This is a genomic window from Geobacter grbiciae (assembly GCF_018531165.1).
In the GTDB taxonomy this organism is placed as follows: domain Bacteria; phylum Desulfobacterota; class Desulfuromonadia; order Geobacterales; family Geobacteraceae; genus Geobacter; species Geobacter metallireducens.
This window is the reverse complement of sequence record NZ_JAHDIW010000003.1, coordinates 57,943-78,401: the sequence shown is the minus strand read 5'-3', so window position 1 is coordinate 78,401 and position 20,459 is coordinate 57,943. Positions and strand designations below refer to the sequence as shown.

The window sequence follows — 20,459 nt, the reverse complement described above, 5'->3', positions numbered from 1 at the left end:
TGAACTTCTATCTTTGTGGAGGAACCATGACCCGCCCCCTCATGCTCATGATCCTCGACGGCTGGGGGATCAACCCCAGCGCCGAGCACAACGCCGTGGCCCAGGCCCGGACCCCGAACCTTGACACCCTCCTTGCCACCTACCCTACCACCGAAATCCAGACATCGGGGATGGCGGTGGGACTTCCCGATGGCCAGATGGGGAACTCGGAGGTGGGACACCTGAACATCGGCGCCGGGCGGGTGGTCTACCAGGACCTCACCCGCATCACCAAGGCGATCCAGGACGGCGACTTCTTCTCCAACCCGGTGCTCCTGGAGTGCATTGCAAGAACCAAGGCTGCCGGCGGACGGCTCCACCTGGCAGGGCTCCTCTCCGACGGAGGGGTCCACTCCCACAACACCCACCTCTACGCCCTGCTGGAGCTGGCCAAGCGCCAGGGGCTCACTGATGTGTTCATTCATGCCATTCTCGACGGCCGCGATACCCCGCCCAAGAGCGGCGCCGACTACCTGGCCCAGCTGGAAGAGGAAATCGCCCGCATCGGCACCGGCACCATCGCCACGGTCATGGGGCGGTACTGGGCCATGGACCGGGACAACCGCTGGGAACGGGTGGAGCGGGCCTACAACGCCATGGTCCTGGGCGAAGGGGTACCACGGGGAAGCTCGACCGAAGCCATAGAGGCAAGCTACGCCGCCGATGTGACCGATGAATTCGTGGAGCCGGCGGTGATTGTGAGTAATGGTGCGCCGCGGGGAGAGCTGCGGGACGGCGACGGCTTCATCTTCTTCAACTTCCGCTCCGACCGGGCCCGGGAGATCACCCGGGCGTTGGCCCTCCCCGACTGCCCGGGCTTTGCGCGGAAGGCATGGCCCAGCCTTGCCTCCTACGTCTGCATGACCGAGTACGACGCCACCTTCGGCCTCCCAATCGCCTTTGGCCCAGAGGAGCTCAAGAACATCCTCGGCGACGTCCTTGCCCATGCCGGGATTCGGCAGCTGCGGATCGCCGAGACAGAAAAATACGCCCACGTCACCTTCTTCTTCAACGGCGGCGTCGAGGAGCCGTTCCCCCTTGAGGAGCGCTGCCTCATCCCCTCACCCAAGGAGGTGGCCACCTACGACCAGAAACCGGAGATGAGCGCCTACCCCGTCACCGACGAGCTCCTGGAGCGAATCGAAAGCGATGCCTACGACGTGGTCATCGTCAATTTTGCCAACGCCGACATGGTGGGGCATACCGGGATCCTGGAAGCGGCTGCCAAGGCCGTGGAAGCGGTGGACAACTGCGTGGGGCGCATTGTCGCAAAGGTGCGGGAGAAAGGAGGCGCCGTCATCATCACCGCCGACCATGGTAACGCCGAGAAGATGATGGACGAGACCGGAGGCCCCCACACCGCCCATACGAGCGAGCCGGTCCACCTGGTGCTCGTGGATGACAGCCGCAAAGGGGTTCGGCTTCGTGCCGGCACCCTGGCCGACATCGCCCCCACCATGTTGGAGATTCTGGGCCTTTCCCAGCCGGCGGAGATGACGGGAAAGAGCCTCATCGCCCAATCATGACAGTTTTTTGACAAGAATTCTTTCATTTGACAAAAAAAGGGCGCCGCATCACGTGGCGCCCTTTTTCCGTTTCCGTTAACCTTTTTGTTGGTCGGCTGCTACCCTTCCTCTTCCTCGCCGAAGGAAACCTCGCGGTAGGACCGTTCTTCCTCCACGCGCCGGGTCTGGGCCTGGAGTTTTTCCATGTCCGACTGGCAGCGGACACAGAAGCGGGCAAAGGGCATCACCTTGAGGCGCCCGAGGGGGATTTCCTCCTCGCACTCCTCGCAAATGCCGTACTCGCCATCGGCGATGCGGAGCAGGGCTTCATCGATCTGGCGCAGCTTATCCCGCTCCCGGTCGTTGAGGAGAAGCCCCAGTTCCCGGTCCCGCTCGCTGGACGCCTGGTCGTAAATGTCGCCCGTGGGCTCGCCGGTGTTCGTCTCGGACCCCGACTTCAGCGCCTTGTTTATCCCTGCCAGGATCTCCTCCTTTGCCTTCAGGAGAAGAGCCTTCATTTCGTCTTGTTTTTCAACCATTTACATCACTCCATCGTTATAAGGTGGGCCAAAAGGTCTCGAAATGTTACTCAAAAACTTTTGATTGTCAAGCAAATTTCAGGCCCATTACTCTTCAACAATCTCGCCGATGAGGTCATAGTCGGACGAATCGGTGATCCGCAGCCGCACAATATCCCCCACGTTGGCATTGCCGGCGGTGATGTAGACCTGGCCGTCGATGTCGGGGGCCTGCCGGGACGAACGTCCCTTGAGGAGGAGGTCGGTCTCGTCGCTGTACCCCTCCACGATCACTTCCTCCTCGGTATCGATGAGGCGGCGGTTCCGCTTGAAGGAGAGCCTCGCCTGAACCTTCATGAGCTTCTTGTAGCGGTCCCGTTTGACCCGCTCCGAAACCTGGTCCTCCATCCCGGCAGCCGGGGTCCCCTCCTCCCGTGAGTAGCAGAAGACGCCGAGACGGTCGAACTGGGTCTCCTCCACGTAGTGGAGAAGGGTGCGGAAATCCTCCTCGGTCTCACCGGGGAAGCCGACGATGAGGGAGGTGCGGAGCGCGATCTCGGGGATCTCGGCGCGGATCTTCGCGATGAGCGCCCGGATCTGGGGCTCGGTGCTCCGGCGGTTCATCCGCTTCAGGACCGGATCGCTGATGTGCTGGATCGGGATATCCAGGTACTTGCAGACCTTGGGCTCGGTCTTGATGATCTCGATGAGCCCGTCGGTGATCCCGTCGGGGTAGGCGTAGAGAAGCCTGATCCAGCGCAGTCCCACGATCTTCGCCAGTTCCCGGACAAGCTCCTCCAGGGTAGGGCTTCCCGGCAGGTCGCGCCCCCAGGCGGTGATGTCCTGGGCAATGAGATTAATCTCTCTGGTGCCGGTGGCGACCAGAGTCCGGGCCTCCATGAGGAGGTTGTCCAGGGGGCGGGAGCGGAGGGCACCCCGCAGCGAAGGGATGACGCAGTAGGAGCAGCAGTTGGAGCACCCCTCGGCGATTTTCAGGTAGGCGGTGTAGGCGGGGGACGACTTGAGCCGCGGCAGGCTCTCGTCGAAGATGTAGTTGGGGTCGCTGATGTAGCGGAGTTGCTCGGCAACGCCCCGCTTCTCGGCAATGATCTCGGCGATGCGGGGATAGTCGGCGGTCCCCACGAAGATGTCCACCTCGGGAAGCTCCGTGGCCAGTTCCTCCTGGTAGCGCTGGGGGAGACAGCCGGTCACGACGAGGAGCTTGCAGCGGCCGTCGTGCTTGCGGTCAGCCAGATCGAGAATCGTGTCGATGCTCTCCTTTTTGGCATCGCCGATGAAGGAGCAGGTGTTGACGATGATGATGTCCGCCTCGTGCTCGTCGGTGGTAATCTCGTACTGGTCCTTGGCCAGGCAGCCGAGCATCACCTCGGCGTCCACCAGGTTCTTCGGGCAGCCGAGGCTGACCATGCTAACTTTTTCCTTCATCAGATCCGCTCCCTCTCTCTGTTTCCGTAACGTCTAATCCCTGAAATTCACAAACTGAAGCTCGATCCCCAGATCTTTTCCCTTGAGGGTCCGGATCGCCTCCTGGAGGTCGTCCCGGTTCTTGCCGGTGACCCGCACCTGGTCATCCTGGATCTGCCCCTGAACCTTGAGCTTGGTATCCTTGATGACGGCCACGACCTCCTTCCCCTTCTCCTTGGAGATACCCTGCTGGACGGTGATGATCTGCCGCACCATGCCACCGGAGGCGGTCTCGGCCTTGCCGTACTGAAGGGCCTTGGGTGAAATCCCCCGCTTGATGAACTTGGACTGGAGGATGTCGACGATGGCCTTCAGCCGGAAGTCGTCGTCCGCCAGGATCTTGATGGCATCCTTCTCCAGGGTCACCTCGCTCTTGGATCCCTTGAAATCATAGCGCTGGCCGATCTCCTTCACGGCCTGATTGACCGCGTTGTCCACTTCCTGCATGTCCACCTTTGAAACGATGTCGAATGACGGCATCATCTCCTCCTTTATCTGGTTAGTGCCTTTGTTATCGGACTCCCCCCATGGGGTTCTGTATCACTTCAACACCCGGGGGAGGCGTAAAGGTGAAGAGCGAAGCCTTCACCCCCCGGTTTACCTTGACCTTGCTGAACTCGATGGCGGTCCGGTTGCCCATCTGATCGAAGACCACAGATGACACAATGGGAAACGGCACCGTTGCGCGGCCCTGTGTCAGGTACTCTTCCACGGCCCGGCCCGACACGGTCAGGTGGAGCTTCTGGAAAGCCTGGCCCGGCTTCTTGGGCACAAGCTCCAGGACGTAGTTCCCCCGGGCATCCTTCCCGTCCCCCACGAAACGGACCGTGAAGTCCCGGGAAACCTCCCCCATCCCCGTAAGGTATGATAGAGCCACCCCTCCTCCCCCCGCAAAGAGGGAGGCAGCGTCCATGGTCATTACCTGCCGGTTCTCGGGAAGGTAGTACCAGACCTTCTTGCCGTTGGAGATAATCTCCTGGCGGGGTTTGGTGTAGTTGAAACGGAACATGGCCCCTGCTCCACTCCCCTTGCGGATGAATACTTCCCCGGCGCCGGTCTGTGCCTTCTTTACCGAGGCCAGCTCGGAGCGCTGGGCAAAAGAGGCCTGCAGGTCCCTGAGGGATGCGTACCCCTTCTCCAAGGCCGTCACCACCTCGCTGACAGAGGCTGCAGCGGCAAGAGTCGGGGCTAAGGCCATAAGGGCCGCGACGAGGCACGGCAAAAGGCGGCGAAAGATCATGGGCTCCTCCTGAGCGGTTGATGGTCCATGCAAACAGCGGGGGCGGCATGTTTCATACCGCCCCCGCCAACAAACCTTACGGAAAATCTGCGTCAGTGCTTCCGGGGTGGCTTCACCACTTGGACCCCTGGCGGAACAGCAAACGAGAAGAGGCTATCGCTCAGCATGATGTTCGTCCGCACGTTGCTGAACTCCATGAGGGTCGTGCTCCCCTGATGGTCCACCATGGTGGTGGAGAGAATCGGAAACGGCCATTCCTGGCGGCCGATGCTGGAGACAGTGTTCACCGAGGTTCTCCCGCTCTGGACATAACTCAGGACCGCCTCACGGGGAACGACGATGAAAAGCTTTGCGATGGCCGCGGTGGCCCGGCGAGGGGTCAGTTCCAGCACGTAGTTGCCGGCGATGTCCTGCCCCTGGGGTGAAAAGACAATCAGGAAATCCTTGGATATCCGCGGCAGCCCCTGGAGGAAATTCGATGCCCGGTCCCGGTCTGGATTAAAGGTAAAGGGATTGAAGACCGGCGTCACGTCGCTCACGATCACCTGACGGTTCTCGGGGAGGTACATCCAGAGGGTCCGGCCGTCGGAAACGATCTCCTGCTTCAGGGGGCGGAAGTAGTCGAAGCGGAACATGAGCGGCTCGCGGCTGGAAGCCGTCTTAAGGTACATCTGGCCGTCGGCCCGCATCTCCCGTTCCTTCCCTGCAATGGTCGAGCGCTGGAAAAAGTCGGCAGTCACCGTGGCAAGGGGAGGAAGGCCGGTATTCCTGTCCGATCTGAACGACTTCTCCACCGTGTCGATGACATCCTGAAGGCCGGCGTTCACCCTAACCACCGGTGCCGCCGTGGCGGGAACCGCCCCTACGAGAAGCGCCAGGAATACCACGATGACGAGCCTGTAAATCTTCATGCCCCCTCCGCGCGGCCGCTAAAGCTGCTTTATGGGCTGCTGCAGCGCCCTGACCATGATGATCCCGGTTGTTGTATTGAACTCCAGGCTCCGCCCGTAGTCCCCCCCCGTATCCTCGGCCACAAGGGGGATACCGCTCCGCTCCAGGGCTTCCCTGGCGGCAGCGACATTGCGCTCGCCGATGCCGCCGTGGGTCGAGCGGTACTGGGGCTCGAACATGGTGGCACCGCCGGCTAATTTTGCCACAAGTCGCTCAGGGGCGCAACCGCATTTGAGGAGTTCCTCCACCATGAGATCGACGGCCCAGCAGGTGAATTTGGCTGTCCTTTCCGCACCTTGCACTTCGCGGACGGGGGCGGGCAACAGGGTATGTGCAAGCCCGCCGATCCGGACTTCGGGATCATAGAGGGCGATGCCGACGCAGGAGCCGAGCCCGTAGGTCACAAGGACCACCGGGTCAGATGCAACCTTGTGCTCCGATATGCCGACGCTGATAATCTTGCTCAAAGTTTCACCCCTATGGCATTGAGGATTATCTTCAGGGACTCGGGGTCGGGAAGGAGGAAAAACTGCCCGTTGATCTTCTCCTCCTCTCCAAAAAAGTCGGTTTCGACCATGAGAGCCAGGTCGCCGATCTCCCCCAGTTCAATGAGGGCGTAGTCGATGACGGCACCGACCATATCAAAGGAGAGGACCGGCACGGAAGGGATCAAGGTCTTCCCCATGAGGGCACCAAGGGCGTTCAGATAGGCGGAAGCGAGAATATTTCCCACCTCCTTGAGGGCCGAGATCTCCAATTCGGTGAGGAGTGTCCCTTCGCTCTTTTCCCGGGGCAACAATCGCGAAAGAAGCTTCAGAGCACTGTCCCGGGGGAGAACGATGAGGATGTTCCCCCGGGCGTCGCCGAGCATCTGCAGATAGATGCCCACGACAAGTTTTTCGGCACCGCCGAAGACCTCGGGCACCTTGCAGATTTCCGTCAGGAGCACCTTCGGGACGGTGAGCGAGATGCTCCGGCCGATAAGTTGGGAAAGGGCTGTGGCAGCGTGCGCCACCCCGATATTGCTCACCTCCCGTAGGGCATCCAGGTGTTCCTCTGTCAATGCATCGAATTTCATGCAGCTTTTCCCCCTATTCCATTGCCGGCTTGGTGAGTGAAAAAAAACTACGGACCGACGCTTACCCTTCGGAGACCTTCTTGATGATCTCCTTGACCCGGTCGGGGTTAAAGGGCTTCAGGATAAAATCCCGCGCACCAAAGCTCTGGGCCTTCTGGACAAGGGACTCCTGCCCTACGGCGCTGCAGATGACGACCCGGGCGTGAGGGTCGATGGCCATGATCTCGCGGAGCGCCTCGATGCCGTTCTTGACCGGCATAATAATGTCAAGGGTCACGATGTCGGGCCGGACGTCGCGATAGGTCACCACCGCCTCAGCTCCGTCCGCCGCCTCGGCCACCACCTCGAAACCGTTTGCCTCCAGAATGCCCCGCAGCATGTTCCGCATGAACAGGGCATCGTCAACGACCATCACTCTCTTCTTAGCCATGAATCCTCCATGTTTCGGCTTTCTGGATCTCTTTATGAAATTCAGCCGGTACTTTCGGCGCAAGCATTGCTGCCATTCGGCGGCAGGGCTCGGCAGCGGGCCTCAGTAGACTGAAAAACGGTTCTTCTGGTAAATCCGCTCCATGGGACAGAGGGTGGCAAACCGCTGCCGCACCTCTGCGACGAGGGTCTCTGCCTTGCCGAGCACCAACACCCCCCCGGTACGGAGAGAAGAAACGAACCCTCGCAGAATCCGCGCCTGCTCACTCCGTTCAAAGTAGATGAGAACATTGCGGCAGAGAATCAGGTCGCTCTCGACGGATGATTCAGGGTCGAACAGGTCGCTGCGGCGAAAGTCCACCATCTCCCTGATGGTCGGATCCAGCACGAACCGCTCTCCCATGGGCCTGAAATAGCGATCCTTAACTTCGGCAGGAACCTCGGCGAGACGCTCCGGAAAATATATCCCGGCGCGGGCCGCATCAAGTATCCCTCCATCTATATCGGTCGCCACGAGGGAAACCTTGAACTCTTTCAGTGACTCGCGGAACGAATCTCTCAGGATGATCGCCAGCGAGTAAGGTTCTTCGCCGCTAGCGCAGCCGACGCTCCAAAAGGTAGCACTGTCCCGCCCCTCGCGCCGAAGCCGGTCGAAGATCGCCGGGAGGACCGTTCCGCGCAGCGCCTCGAAGGTGGAATTGTTGCGGAAAAACTGGCTCACGTGGATGGTGAGCCCCTTGAGGAGAAGTTCCAGCTCCCTTTCGTTTCCTGCCACGAGATCGCAATAGGCGTCTGCCGTCACGGAGCGGGTCGCCCTTACCCGAATGGCAATCCGCCGCTTCAGATACTTGTCCTTATAACTGCTGATGTCAAAGTTTCGACGAAGCCTCAGGATGTCCCGGACCCGCTCCAGGGCGTGATCGGGGAAATCAAGGGAGGTTTCGTCACTCTCGGTTGCCATCCATGTTGGTAAAATCATGGCCTCATGCCCTGCATTGTCACGGGAGATGTCGGTTGTTGGCAGCAAGAACCGTTCCGGGAAGCGAAAGAATCCCCCCCGGGCGTCACGCTACGGCAAAATGATTGTAGCCACCGCAGGTAACGGGTATCTCGCGGCCATCGGGTCCCACCACCGCAAGGCCTCTACCGTCGGTTATTTCACCGATGAGGGTGGCGGCACAACCGGTTTCCACCAGGAGAGGGGCCACTTCCTCGCTCCGATCGGCCGGAACCGTAAACAGGAGTTCGTAATCCTCGCCGCCGGTCAGGGAGAGAAGGGAGGGATTCGGGGTCATCTGGGGAGCGAGTTCGCGAAAAGAGGGAGAGAGGGGAAGACGGTCGAGCTTAAGACAGGCACCAACGCCGGAAAGATCGAGGATGTGTCCCAGATCGGCGACAAGGCCGTCGCTCACGTCGATCATCGCGCTGGGAAGCCTTGCCCCAGCAAGGGCTAGGCCGGCCCGGACCCGGGGGGTGGGGTCCAGGTGGCGGTCCACGGCCCATCCCCGGCGCTCACCCCGTCTCAGGAGTTCGAGCCCCAGGGCCGAATCGCCAACGGTGCCCGTCACGAAAACATGGTCGCCGGGGCGGGCGCCGCCACGGCGGACAACCAGTTCCGGAACCTGCTCGCCGTGGAGGGTAACCGATATCACGAGGCCATTTGACGAGCGGCAGGTATCGCCGCCGATGAGAGTAACGCCGTGTTCGCGGGCCAGATCGAGCATTCCCTCGGTGAACCGGTCAAGGAACTCCACAGTCACGCCGGTAGGGACGGCAAGGGAAAGAAGGAAATGGCGGGGCTCCCCCCCCATGGCGGCCACGTCCGAGAGGTTCACCGCCAGGGATTTTCTTCCGAGGCGGTAGGGGTCGGTGAAGGCAAGGTCGAAGTGGATTCCCTCCAGAAGCATGTCGGAGGTAACGAGGAGCCACCGCCCCGGCGTGGGCTCCGTGGCGGCAGCGTCGTCACCGATGCCGATCCGCACCCCGGCACCGTCGGCGACCCGGGAAGATATGCGTCCGATGAGGCCGAATTCCCCTATCTCCCTAAGTCTCAACTCTTTGCCCCGGCCATGGCTCCTTTGCGGGGAGCGGCAATCCCCCGCCGCGGCGGCACCTTCACCGTGGCTGCCGGCTTCCCCTCGCTGGCGGGAGGGGGTGGCGGGAAGGTTTCCAGAGCCACCGCGAGAACGTCGTCAATGACCTTGGCGGAAACGACCGTCACCTTCTTGAGGATATGCTTGGGGATTTCCTCCAGGTCCTTCTCGTTCTGCTCGGGGATGACGATGGTCTTGATGCCGGCCCGGATGGCGGCGAGCATCTTCTCCTTAAGACCACCGATGGGAAGAACCTTCCCCCGCAGGGTGATCTCGCCGGTCATGGCCACGTCCTTGCGGACCGGAACCCGCGTCAGGGCCGAGACGAGGGCCGTGGTCATGGTGACGCCGGCCGAGGGACCATCCTTGGGTATGGCCCCCGCCGGCACATGGACGTGGATATCCAGGCCGGAGAGGAAGTCATCGGCAAGATGGAACTCCTTGGCCTTGGAACGGATGTAGGAGAGGGCCGCCTGGACCGACTCCTTCATGACGTCCCCCAGGTGCCCGGTGAGGGTGAGCCCCCCCTTCCCCTTCATGGTGGTCGCCTCCACGAAGAGGACTTCGCCTCCCACGGGGGTCCAGGCAAGGCCGGTGACGGTCCCAACCTCGTTGTTCTCCATCTCCACTTCCCGGATGAACCGGGCCGGCCCGAGGTACTTCGCCACCGTTGCCGGGGTGATCCGGAAACGCCGCGTCTCCCCCTCGGCCACCTTGCGGGCCACCTTGCGGCAGACGCTGCCGATCTCCCGCTCCAGGTTCCGCAGTCCCGCCTCCCGGGTGTACTTGGCGATGATGGTGCGCACCGCCTCGTCGCTGATGACGATCTCCTTCTCCGAGATGCCGTTTTCTTTCATCTGCCGGGGGATGAGGTAGCGTTTGGCGATCTCCAGTTTTTCCTCCTCCGTGTACCCGGAGAGCTGGATCACCTCCATCCGGTCGCGAAGAGGCCCCGGGACCGTGTCAATCTGGTTGGCGGTGGCGATGAACATCACGTTGGACAGGTTGAAGGGGAGGTTGATGTAGTGGTCCGAGAACATGTGGTTCTGCTCCGGGTCCAGCACCTCCAGCAGAGCCGAGGAGGGATCGCCCCGGAAGTCGGCCCCCAGCTTGTCCAGTTCGTCGAGCATGAAAACGGGGTTGTTGGAGCCGGCCTGCTTGAGCCCCTGGATGATCCGACCGGGGAGCGCCCCCACATAGGTGCGCCGGTGCCCCCGGATCTCGGCCTCGTCCCGCACCCCTCCCAGGGAGATGCGGACGAACTTCCGTCCCATGGCCCGGGCAATGGACTTGCCGAGGGAGGTCTTGCCCACGCCGGGGGGACCCACGAAGCAGAGGATCGGCCCCTTCATCTTCTTGCGGAGCTTGCGCACGGCCAGGAACTCCAGAATCCGCTCCTTGATCTTCTCTAGGTAGAAGTGGTCTTCGTCGAGTATCTGCCGGGCCCGCTTGATATCAAGGACGTCCTTGGTCGCCTTGCCCCAGGGAAGCTCCACCATCCAGTCCAGGAACGTGCGGAGCATCCCCGCCTCGGCGGCGTCGGGGTGCATCTGCTCCAGGCGCCCCAACTGCTTGAAGGCCTCCTTCTCCACGACCGTCGGCATTTTGGCCTGCTCGATGGCCTTGCGGAGCTCGTTCAGCTCCTCGGAACGGGGATCGGTCTCCCCCAGCTCCTGCTGGATGGCCCGCAGTTGCTCCCGGAGGAAGTACTCCCGCTGGCTCTTCCCCATCTCCTCCTTGGCGGCCGACTGGATCTTCACCTGCATGTCGAGGAGTTCGTGTTCCTTGTTGAGATGCTCGTTCACCTTCTGAAGCCGCTGGATCGGATCGATGATCTCCAGGAGGGCCTGGGCGTCATCGACTTTGAGGCCGATATTGCTGGCGATGAGGTCAGCCAGGCTCCCCGGCTCCTGCATGTTCTCCACAATCACGAGGACTTCGGGAGAAACGGCCTTGCCGAGGGAGACGATCTGGGTCAACTGCTCCTTGACAGCCCTCATGAGAGCCTCGGTTTCCAGGGACTCCTCGGGGACCGAGGGCTCCACGATCCGCTCGATCCGGACCGTATAGGCGGGCTTCGACTCCACGAACTCGGTGATCCGCCCCTTGGCGAGCCCCTGGACGAGAACCTTCACCCGCCCGTCGGGAAGCTTCAGCATCCGCATGATCATTGCCACGGTTCCGACGGTGTACATCCCCTCGGGGGTCGGTTCTTCGTCTCCCATCTCCTTCTGGGTGGCGAGAAAGATGAGCCGGTCCCTGGAGAGAGCCTGGTCCACCGCGTTGATGGAGATCTCGCGTCCCACGAAAAGGGGAAGGATCATGTACGGGTAGACCACCACATCCCGCACCGGCAACAGGGGCAAAACATCGGGGATTTTCAGTTCCTCGTTCTCCTGCCGGGGTTCTTTATCTTCAATTTCTTCCATTACTCGTCTCCTTGTTCTATCGGTATCTCGCGGATGATTTTCCCCCGATCCGCGAGACGGGGAAAGGTGACCGTGAGGACCCCCTGCCGAAAAGAGGCCCTGACGGCGGCGATATCCACCGTGAGCGGAACCTCGACGGCGCGACAGAAGCGCCCAAACCTCCGCTCCAGACAACGGTAGCTCACCCCTTCACGGGTATCGTCACGCTTGACCCCTTCCAGAATCAGCGTATTAGAGCATAGCTTGAGTGACAGGTCGCCCCGGTCGCAGCCGGGGAGTTCAAACTCCGCCGTGAATTCGTCCGGGGTCTCGAAGATGTCAATGGCCGGAAGATACTCGCATTCACCCCAACGCTCCCCCCCGCCGGTGCGGGCGATGTAGTCGAAGACCTCGTCAATCTGCAGATGCAGGAGGGAGAGCCAGTCAAGCGGCTCCTTGGGAATAACGGCCATAGCACCCTCATTGTGTGCGGAAAGACCTGGACGGAGAAATCCGCGCTCTCTGGAATTGAATTCAGGTCCAGTGCATCAGTTTAATCATCTAATCATCTTTGCGTCCGAAGTCAAGGCAATCCGCGCTGGCTAAAACCGACGGGAATACCGCACCCTTGCCCACCGGGAAGCCTCGGAAGAGGTTAATCCGTTGAATTTTACCACCCCACTGTGTATAATCCCCCGAATTGCATATGCTGGCCGGACATTGTCCCGTACCGACTCCCACTCCCTTCATCCGGAAACCGTGCCGCACTGGCGGCCGCCTGCTCCGCCTAACCGGCCCTTACGCGCCGCCGCCACACCAGAACGTCCCATCAGCAAGGGGACCACTGCGAGGAGACTGCCGCCGGGCACCCCACGCACAACAGAGACCTGTCATGCAGAGTGAACCGACAGGCATCGAAACACACTCGAAACGATTTCAGGAGGACACTTCGTGATACACAGCAGAACGATCTTGGTCCCGACCCTCCTCTTTCAGCTTGCACTCGCGCTCCCCCTTGCTGCGGGGGCCGACAGCCGTTGCGACGACGCAAAGCGCCTGGCAGCCACCATCCCGGTGCAGGCCGATGGTGATATGATGAGGAAAACCGAGGATGTCATCCTCGAATCCTGTGCCGACGGGGCTGCGGGCTATTTCGTCCGGGGCCTCCGCGCGGAGCGGGCGGGACGCCATGACGAGGCAATCAAGGACTACCGCGAGGCTCTCCACCTTGAGCCGGCCTTTCCCCGGGCACAGGGAAACCTGGGCCTCGCCCTCCTGGCTCAAGGAAGTCACGACGACGCCGTCGTGGAACTGACCCGGGCCATCTCCTCCGACCCCGACCCACACTACCACCATGGCCTTGCCATGATCTTCGGCCAGCGCAAGATATACTCCCTCGCCCTCTACCATTACGCTGAAGCGGCAAAGGGGCTCCCTGCCGACCCGGTAATCCCCACCGAGCTTGCCGCCCTCTACCGTGAGATGGGGAAGGTTAGCGACGCCGAAAAGCAGTACCGCAAGGCCCTCAACCTCTCCCCCTCCCACGAAGAGGCACGAGTGGGCCTTGCATCCCTCTACATGGCGGAAGGGCGGACCGACCGGGCAATCGAGGAACTGAAACAGGCCCAGATCGCCAGCCCCGGGAACAAGGAGGTCAGCAGCCTCCTCGCCGAGGCCTATGAGAAAAAGGGGGACCGTCAGGCAGCCGACTACCAGTCACTCCTGGCGGGTAAGCAGCGCGGTGTCCTCTCCGACGAACGACTCAGGAGGGGAGACGAACTCATGCAGGCCAAGGAGTATGCAAAGGCCGCGGAAGAGTTCAAGGCGGCACTCAGGGAAAAACCCGACTGGCCAGAGGCCCTGACGAGGCTCGCCGACGCCCAGACGGCAGCGGGGTTCGATGACGAGGCCATTACCTCCTACAAGGAGTTGATCAGGCTCAAACTCGGCACCGGCGATACCCACTACAACCTCGGCGTCCTCTATGAGCGGAAGGGTCTCATCGACGAGGCCGTGGTCGAGTACAAACAGGCAATCCACAGTTCACCCGACAACGGCGACGCCCGCCGACGCCTGGCAGACATATATGCGCTTCGCGGCAGCTACCCCCAGGCCATCGAACAGTACCGCGAGCTTCTCAAGAAAGGGGACAACAACCCGGTCCTCCATCTGAAACTCGCCCGGGCACTGCTGGGGGCCAAGAACCCCAAGGAAGCCATGGCCTCCTACCAGGACGCCCTCAAAATCGCTCCCGACAACCTGGAGGCCCGCCGCGAACTGGCGGCCCTCTACCGCAAGGGAAACCAGAACGAGGAGGCGGAGAAGCAATACAAGGAAATCCTCCGCATCAAGAAAGACGACGCCGAAGCCCGCAACATCCTCACTGCGCTCTATGTGAAGTCCAAGAAATACGACGAATTGATCACCCTTCTGAAGGACGGAGTGGAACTCGCCCCCAATGATCCGGCCAGCCATTACAAGCTTGGGCTCATCTACGAATTCAAGAAGGACTACGATGCCGCCGAACAAGAGTACAAAAAGGCGGTGGAACTGAAGGGGGATCACGCCAAGAGTCTCAATGCCCTGGGACGGATCTACCTGAAGACGGGAAAGATCTCCGAAGCAAAAGGAGCTCTGGAAGCAGCCAAGAAAGCCGACCCGGGGATGGAAGAAACAGCCGTCCTTCTGAGCAACATCAAAGAAGAACTTTCTCCCGAACCACCCCGCTACAGCAAGAAAGGGCGCAAAGGAAAAGCTTCGAAAGAGGCAAAAAAATCCCGAGCGTCGAAGAAGAAATCATCGAAGAAGGGCGCTAAGGCCACTTCCAAGAAATCATCCACTAAATCCGGCGGCAAGGCCAAAAAAGCCAAGAAGAGCCACTAGGAGCCTGCCCGCTCACCACGGATCGATTCGTCAGAAATATCCTCTTATTGATAACAAGAAGGGCCGGCATTGCCGGCCCTTTGCCCTATTTCGAAGGGTCGTCCTTTTTCTCCGGCTTTATCTCGATTTCATCCTTTCCATCCGATGCCTTCTTGAAGTTCCGGATGCTCTTGCCGAGGGCGCCACCGATCTCGGGGAGCCTCCCGGCGCCGAAGACCACCAGGACAATGACGAGAATAACTATCAGCTCGGGCATGCCGATTCCAAACATACTGGGCCTCCTTCTGCTCTGAACGGTACGAAAAAGTATTACATCTGGGTCCTTAAAAATCAAGAGCTGATCCTTCATCGGCACCCAACGGTCTCCCTCGCCCTCTTCAATATTTTCCTGTATTTTATGATTGACTGCCGATAGAATTAACCTCGACATCTCAAAATCAGCAGCACATTTTATTTATACTCTTCAACTATCCTTTCCCTCTATGGTATATTTTGTCTAACTTGTCGGCAACGCTAGATGCAAGGGCCTTCCATGACCAACAGACACATTCTCCTTGTTGAAGACAACCCCGACGACGAAGTACTGACGCTTCGCGCACTCCGCAAGCACAACATCGCCTCCGAAATAACCGTGGCACGGGATGGGGTTGAGGCCCTCGATTTTCTGTTCGGCACCGGCACCCACGGCGGACGCGACACGGCCACCATGCCCTGCCTGGTCCTGCTTGACCTGAAACTCCCCAAGGTGGACGGGCTCGAAGTCCTGCGCAGAATCAGAAGCGACGAACGGACAAAGCTTCTTCCGGTGGTGGTCTTCACCTCCTCCAACGAGGAGCAGGACATCCTTGAGTGCCATACCCTGGGGGCCAACAGCTACATCCGCAAGCCGGTCGATTTCAACCACCTGAGTGAGGCGCTCCGCCTCATCGGCACCTACTGGCTCACCATGAACCTGACCCCGAAACTCTCCAACGCCGCAAGGTAGTCGCAAGCCGCGGCAATCTGTGACTCCGCCACCGCTTCCTTCCGAAACATTCGCATAACTCCGGATTCCGTGCGTCCTTTTCCCCGATGCAAACGCAACCCGTCCATGGTACTATCCCCCCATGGACCGTTATACCCTGGTAAGTGACTATACTCCCCGCGGAGACCAACCGACGGCCATCGAGGAACTCAGCGAGGGAATCCTCCGGGGCGACCGGCACCAGGTTCTCCTGGGGGTCACCGGCTCGGGGAAGACCTTCACCATGGCGAACGTCATCGCCACCACCAACCGTCCCGCCCTGGTCCTGGCCCCCAACAAGACCCTGGCTGCGCAGCTCTACGGTGAATTCAAGGAGCTCTTCCCCCACAACGCCGTGGAGTACTTCGTCTCCTACTACGACTACTACCAGCCCGAAGCCTACATCCCCACCACGGACACCTTCATCGAGAAGGACTCCTCCATCAACGACGAGATCGACAAGCTGCGCCACGCGGCCACCCGCAGCCTCCTGACCCGGCAGGACGTGATCATCGTGGCCTCGGTGTCGTGCATCTACGGCATCGGCTCCCCAGCCGAGTATCAGGCAATGCATATTTTCTTTCACGAGGGAGAGGAGTACGGGCGGGACACCCTGCTGCGCAAGCTCGTGGAGATCCAGTACGAGCGTAACGACATTGATTTCCACCGGGGAACCTTCCGGGTGCGTGGGGACATCGTGGAGATCTTTCCGGCCCACGAGGACGAGAAGGCGCTGCGGATCGAATTCTTCGGCGACACAGTGGAGGCCATCAGCGAGATCGATCCCCTACGGGGGGTGGCGCACCAGCGGCTTGCCAAATGCGCCGTCTATCCTGCGTCCCACTACGTGGCCACCCGGGAGACCCTTGAGCGGGCAATCGAAGAAATCAGAGTAGCCCTGCGGGAGAGAATCCAGTGGTTCCGGGAACGGAACATGCTCGTGGAGGCCCAGCGGCTTGAGCAACGCACCATGTTCGACCTGGAAATGATGGAAGAGATGGGGTTCTGCCAGGGAATCGAAAACTACTCCCGCCACTTTGACGGCCGGGCGCCGGGGGAGCCCCCCTACACACTCCTCGATTATTTCCCGAAGGACTTCCTCCTCTTCGTGGACGAGTCCCACATCACCGTCTCCCAGGTGGGAGGGATGTACCGGGGGGACCGAAGCCGCAAGGAGACCCTGGTGAATTACGGGTTTCGCCTTCCCTCGGCCCTGGACAACCGCCCCCTCACCTTTCAGGAGTTCACTGCCCGGCTCAACCAGACGATCTACGTCTCCGCCACCCCCGCCGACTACGAATTGCAGCAGGCCGGCGGCGTGGTGGTGGAACAGGTGATCCGCCCCACCGGCCTCCTGGACCCGGTCATTGAGGTGAGGCCTGCCACAGGCCAGGTGGACGACCTCCTCCACGAAGTCAGGGAGACCGTGGCCCGGGGCGAGCGGGTGCTGGTCACCACCCTCACCAAGCGGATGGCCGAGGAACTGACCGACTACTACCGGGATCTGGGGGTGCGGGTGCGGTATCTCCACTCGGACATCGACACCATCCAGCGGATGCAGATCATCCGGGACCTGCGCCTCGGCGAGTTCGACGTGCTCGTGGGGATCAACCTCCTGCGGGAGGGGCTCGACATCCCCGAGGTTTCGCTGGTGGCGATCCTCGATGCCGACAAGGAGGGATTCCTCCGCTCGGCCCGGTCCCTGATCCAGACCTGTGGCCGAGCCGCCCGCAACGTCAATGGCCGGGTCATCATGTACGCCGACGCGGTAACCGGCTCCATGCAGGCATGCATCGACGAGACCGCACGGCGCCGGACGATCCAGGAGGCTTTCAACACCGAGCACAACATCATCCCCCGGACGGTGAAAAAGGGGCTCCGCACCATACTCGAATCCATCGAGGAGCGGGACTACTACACCATTCCCCTTGCGGCCGAGCCTCAAGAAGAGTACGTTCCTGCCGATGAGATTCCTAAGCTGGTGAAGCGCCTCCGTAAGGAGATGCTTGCCTCTGCCAAGAACCTGGAATTCGAGAAGGCAGCCGAACTCCGTGACCGGATAAAGAACCTGGAGGAGCGGCACCTTCAGCTCCACCCCTGAAATGCCGGAGAACGTCATGAAACCACCATCAGTACTGCTCGTCGACGATGAACGCTTTTTTCTCTCCGTGCAGCGGGACTTTCTCAAGGGCTCCCCGATCGCCGTCCTCTCCGCCTCGGGGGGAGAGGAGGCCCTGAGAATCGCCCGGGAGCAGCGGCCCGACCTGATCTACCTCGACTGCCGGATGCCGGAGATGGACGGCGTCGCCTGCTGTACCATCCTCAAGGGGGACCGGGAACTGCGCACCATTCCCGTTCTGATGATGGTGCCGGAGGGGAAGGAGAAGGACCGGGAGCGGTGCCTTGCAGCGGGGTGCGACGGGATCATCGCGAAGCCCATCGACCGGCGGGAGTTCCTCGAAGCGGGGCGGCGATTCGTCCCCGAGGTGGAGCGTCGCCACCATCGGATCCGGTGCGGGTCCCTGGCCGTCTTCCGCAGGGGGAACGAAAGCTTCCACGGCTCCATCGAGGACATCAGCTTCAGCGGCGTCTATGTGGGTGCGCGGTGCGACGTGAAAATGGAGGACCGGATCCGGCTCGGTTTCTTTCTCCCGGGGAGCGATCTCATCGAGACCGACGCCCGGGTAGCGTGGGTCAACCAGGGACACCGCCGGATCAAGTCGGGCCTCCCCGAAGGGTTCGGGGTCGAGTTCGTCGGCATCGCCGCCGAGGCCGCCGACCAGGTGAAACGGTACATAGCCGCTTACGTTCCTCGTTAGGGATCAGCCCATGCATATCAACGCTCCGTCGCCCCCCTCGAAAAGCTCTCCCTACGCACGCTACGTCCTGGCCCTCCTTCTGGGGGTCAACCTTCTCAACTACATCGACCGCCAGGTCCTCTATGCCGTCTTTCCCCTCATCCAGCACGATTTCAGCCTCTCCGACACGGCCCTGGGGCTTCTGGGAAGCGGCTTCATGGTCACCTACATGGTATCGGCTCCCCTCTTCGGGTGGCTCGGCGACCGCTGGAGCCGGACCAGGCTCGCCGCGGCGGGCCTGGGAATCTGGAGCGTCGCCACCGCCGCCGCGGGCCTTGCCCCCACCTATCCGGCACTGTTGACCGCCCGCACCACGGTCGGGGTCGGTGAAGCGAGCTTCGGCACCGTCTCCCCCGGTCTCCTGGCCGAATTTTTCGACCGGGAGCGTCGGGGGCGCATCCTCTCCTACTTCTACCTGGCGATTCCCGTCGGGAGCGCCCTCGGCTATCTCCTGGGAGGGGTCATCGGCCAGCACTGGGGATGGCATGCCGCGTTCATGATGGTGGGCCTGCCGGGGCTTCTCCTCGTCCTCCCGGTCTGGCTCATGCGGGAACCGCCCCGCAGCGCCGATGCAGCACTGGAGCAGAACGACACCCCTGACAACGGCGGCTACCGCGCCCTGTTCCGGAACCGCTCCTTCATCGCCAACACCCTGGCCATGGCAGCCATGACCTTCGCCCTGGGGGGGCTCGCCCAGTGGATACCCACCTTCCTCTACCGGGAGCACGGCCTCAGCGTGGCTACCGGTAACACCCTGTTCGGTGGGCTCACCGTGGTGACCGGCATCTGCGGCACCCTCACCGGCGGATGGCTCGGCGACCGTCTCCAGCGCCGCACCCCCAAGGGGTATCTCCTGGTCTCGGGCTGGGGGTTCCTCTTGGGGACGCCGGCGGCGGCCTACGCCATCCTGGCCCCTTCCCTCAACCACTGCCTGGGGGGGATGTTCCTGGCAGAGTTCTTCCTCTTCCTCAACACCGGCCCCCTCAACACCGTCATCGTCAACGTCACCCGCCCGGCCGTCCGCGCCATGGCCTTCGCCGTGAACATCTTCTTCATCCATGCCCTGGGGGACGCAATCTCCCCCACCATCCTCGGCCGGCTCTCGGACATCTGGGGACTCCGCACTGCCCTCCTCTCCACCCCTGTCGCCATCCTCGTTGCGGCCCTCTTCGCCTTCGTTTGCTGCCGCAGCATCGAAGGGGACATGGCAAAGGCCGAGTAGCCTCTGGCATCGCCAATCCCCTTCCGTTCCCCCCTGAACTATGCTAATGAAAGGGTTATTTTCCAATCCAGGAGTCAGTCAATGAAAAAGGACATCCTCGAAAAGGGGGCAATCGTCCAGCGGGACCGGGAAACCTACGCCATCGCCCCCCACATCCCCGGCGGCATCACCGATACCGCCACCCTCCGCAAGATCTGCGACGTGGCCGACCGCTACGGCGTCAAGGAACTGAAACTCACGTCGGCCCAGCGCATCGCTCTCATGGGGGTGAAGGAAGAGGACCTGGACGCTATCTGGAGCGACCTGGATCAGCAACCGGGTGCGGCCATCGGCCTCTGCGTCCGGAGCGTCAAGATCTGCCCTGGCACCACCTGGTGCAAGCGGGGGGTGCAGGATTCAGTGGCCCTCGGCCTCAAGATCGACACCATCTACCACGCCATGAAGCTTCCCAACAAGATGAAGATGGGGATTTCGGGGTGCATGGTCAACTGCGCCGAAACGCTGCTGAAGGACATCGGGGTGGTGGGGACGCCGAAAGGGTGGCGGATCTACGTGGGGGGAAACGCCGGCGCCCGGCCCCGCATCGGGGAGGTATTCACCGATACCGCTCCTGACGATGACGAGGTTCTGGCTGTTGTTGCACGGATCGTCGCCTACTACAAAGGCTCCGGCAGCGAGCAGCGGCTGGGACGGATCGTGGAGCAGATGGGGATCGAGGCGTTCCGGCAGGCAATTCTCGGCACCTGA

General features: G+C 61.4%; 20 protein-coding genes. 7 read left to right on the top strand and 13 right to left on the bottom strand.

The features are described 5' to 3' along the window. Positions 1-26: 26 nt before the first annotated feature. Positions 27-1,565, top strand: a complete 1,539-nt coding sequence (gpmI, locus tag KJB29_RS05745; protein WP_215733773.1) for a 2,3-bisphosphoglycerate-independent phosphoglycerate mutase — start codon at positions 27-29, stop codon at positions 1,563-1,565. Between the two features lie 98 nt (positions 1,566-1,663). On the opposite strand, the gene KJB29_RS05740 is transcribed toward gpmI, so the two are convergent. From KJB29_RS05740 to KJB29_RS05685, 12 genes are all read right to left on the bottom strand, one after another. After that, positions 1,664-2,083: a TraR/DksA family transcriptional regulator gene (locus KJB29_RS05740; RefSeq protein ID WP_004512642.1), complete on the bottom strand. Its 420-nt coding sequence runs from the start codon at positions 2,081-2,083 to the stop codon at positions 1,664-1,666. A gap of 87 nt (positions 2,084-2,170) precedes the next feature. Next, positions 2,171-3,508 carry a 30S ribosomal protein S12 methylthiotransferase RimO gene (gene rimO, locus KJB29_RS05735; protein WP_004512643.1) on the bottom strand — a complete coding sequence of 446 codons (1,338 nt, stop codon included), beginning with the start codon at positions 3,506-3,508 and terminating at the stop codon, positions 2,171-2,173. A gap of 33 nt (positions 3,509-3,541) precedes the next feature. Continuing rightward, the gene (locus tag KJB29_RS05730; RefSeq protein WP_004512644.1) at positions 3,542-4,027 is read right to left on the bottom strand and encodes a YajQ family cyclic di-GMP-binding protein; all 486 of its coding nucleotides are present in this window, start codon (positions 4,025-4,027) and stop codon (positions 3,542-3,544) included. Between the two features lie 31 nt (positions 4,028-4,058). Further along, positions 4,059-4,787 carry a LolA family protein gene (locus tag KJB29_RS05725; RefSeq protein WP_215733772.1) on the bottom strand — a complete coding sequence of 243 codons (729 nt, stop codon included), beginning with the start codon at positions 4,785-4,787 and terminating at the stop codon, positions 4,059-4,061. 92 nt (positions 4,788-4,879) lie between these two features. Continuing rightward, positions 4,880-5,698 (bottom strand): LolA family protein, encoded by an 819-nt coding sequence (locus tag KJB29_RS05720; RefSeq protein WP_215733771.1) that lies wholly within the window; start codon positions 5,696-5,698, stop codon positions 4,880-4,882. A gap of 18 nt (positions 5,699-5,716) precedes the next feature. Then, positions 5,717-6,205, bottom strand: coding sequence for a chemotaxis protein CheD (locus KJB29_RS05715; RefSeq protein ID WP_215733770.1), 489 nt, complete (start codon positions 6,203-6,205; stop codon positions 5,717-5,719). Next, positions 6,202-6,816 (bottom strand): chemotaxis protein CheC, encoded by a 615-nt coding sequence (locus KJB29_RS05710; RefSeq protein ID WP_004512648.1) that lies wholly within the window; start codon positions 6,814-6,816, stop codon positions 6,202-6,204. The genes KJB29_RS05715 and KJB29_RS05710 overlap by 4 nt, the downstream gene beginning before the upstream one ends. Before the next feature lie 61 nt (positions 6,817-6,877). Further along, positions 6,878-7,246: a response regulator gene (locus tag KJB29_RS05705; RefSeq protein ID WP_004512649.1), complete on the bottom strand. Its 369-nt coding sequence runs from the start codon at positions 7,244-7,246 to the stop codon at positions 6,878-6,880. Positions 7,247-7,348: 102 nt separating this feature from the next. After that, the gene (locus KJB29_RS05700) at positions 7,349-8,224 is read right to left on the bottom strand and encodes a CheR family methyltransferase (protein WP_215733769.1); all 876 of its coding nucleotides are present in this window, start codon (positions 8,222-8,224) and stop codon (positions 7,349-7,351) included. Between the two features lie 85 nt (positions 8,225-8,309). Beyond that, entirely contained in the window at positions 8,310-9,299 is a 990-nt protein-coding gene (gene thiL / locus KJB29_RS05695) for a thiamine-phosphate kinase (protein WP_215733768.1), read from the bottom strand. Next, a complete protein-coding gene (gene lon, locus KJB29_RS05690; RefSeq protein WP_215733767.1) occupies positions 9,296-11,767 on the bottom strand; it encodes an endopeptidase La in 2,472 nt (823 codons plus the stop codon). Before lon ends, thiL begins: the two co-directional genes overlap by 4 nt. Next, positions 11,767-12,219, bottom strand: a complete 453-nt coding sequence (locus tag KJB29_RS05685; protein WP_215733766.1) for an Hsp20/alpha crystallin family protein — start codon at positions 12,217-12,219, stop codon at positions 11,767-11,769. Before KJB29_RS05685 ends, lon begins: the two co-directional genes overlap by 1 nt. 478 nt (positions 12,220-12,697) lie before the next feature. On the opposite strand from KJB29_RS05685, the gene KJB29_RS05680 reads away from it, so the two are divergent. After that, a complete protein-coding gene (locus tag KJB29_RS05680; RefSeq protein ID WP_215733765.1) occupies positions 12,698-14,629 on the top strand; it encodes a tetratricopeptide repeat protein in 1,932 nt (643 codons plus the stop codon). Positions 14,630-14,714: 85 nt separating this feature from the next. Here the strand turns inward: KJB29_RS05680 and KJB29_RS05675 are convergent, their stop codons facing one another. Next, positions 14,715-14,900, bottom strand: coding sequence for a twin-arginine translocase TatA/TatE family subunit (locus KJB29_RS05675; RefSeq protein WP_004512655.1), 186 nt, complete (start codon positions 14,898-14,900; stop codon positions 14,715-14,717). Positions 14,901-15,161: 261 nt separating this feature from the next. Here KJB29_RS05675 and KJB29_RS05670 point away from each other — a divergent pair, with 261 nt between their 5' ends. From KJB29_RS05670 to KJB29_RS05650, 5 genes are all read left to right on the top strand, one after another. Then, the gene (locus tag KJB29_RS05670) at positions 15,162-15,614 is read left to right on the top strand and encodes a response regulator (RefSeq protein WP_215733764.1); all 453 of its coding nucleotides are present in this window, start codon (positions 15,162-15,164) and stop codon (positions 15,612-15,614) included. Between the two features lie 121 nt (positions 15,615-15,735). Next, complete coding sequence (gene uvrB, locus KJB29_RS05665; protein ID WP_215733763.1) at positions 15,736-17,733, top strand: excinuclease ABC subunit UvrB; 1,998 nt, start codon at positions 15,736-15,738, stop codon at positions 17,731-17,733. Positions 17,734-17,749: 16 nt separating this feature from the next. Beyond that, complete coding sequence (locus tag KJB29_RS05660) at positions 17,750-18,451, top strand: response regulator (RefSeq protein ID WP_215733762.1); 702 nt, start codon at positions 17,750-17,752, stop codon at positions 18,449-18,451. Between the two features lie 10 nt (positions 18,452-18,461). Further along, on the top strand, positions 18,462-19,712 hold the full coding sequence (locus KJB29_RS05655; protein WP_215733761.1) for a spinster family MFS transporter: 1,251 nt from the start codon (positions 18,462-18,464) through the stop codon (positions 19,710-19,712). Positions 19,713-19,793: 81 nt separating this feature from the next. Continuing rightward, positions 19,794-20,459, top strand: coding sequence for a nitrite/sulfite reductase domain-containing protein (locus KJB29_RS05650; RefSeq protein ID WP_215733760.1), 666 nt, complete (start codon positions 19,794-19,796; stop codon positions 20,457-20,459).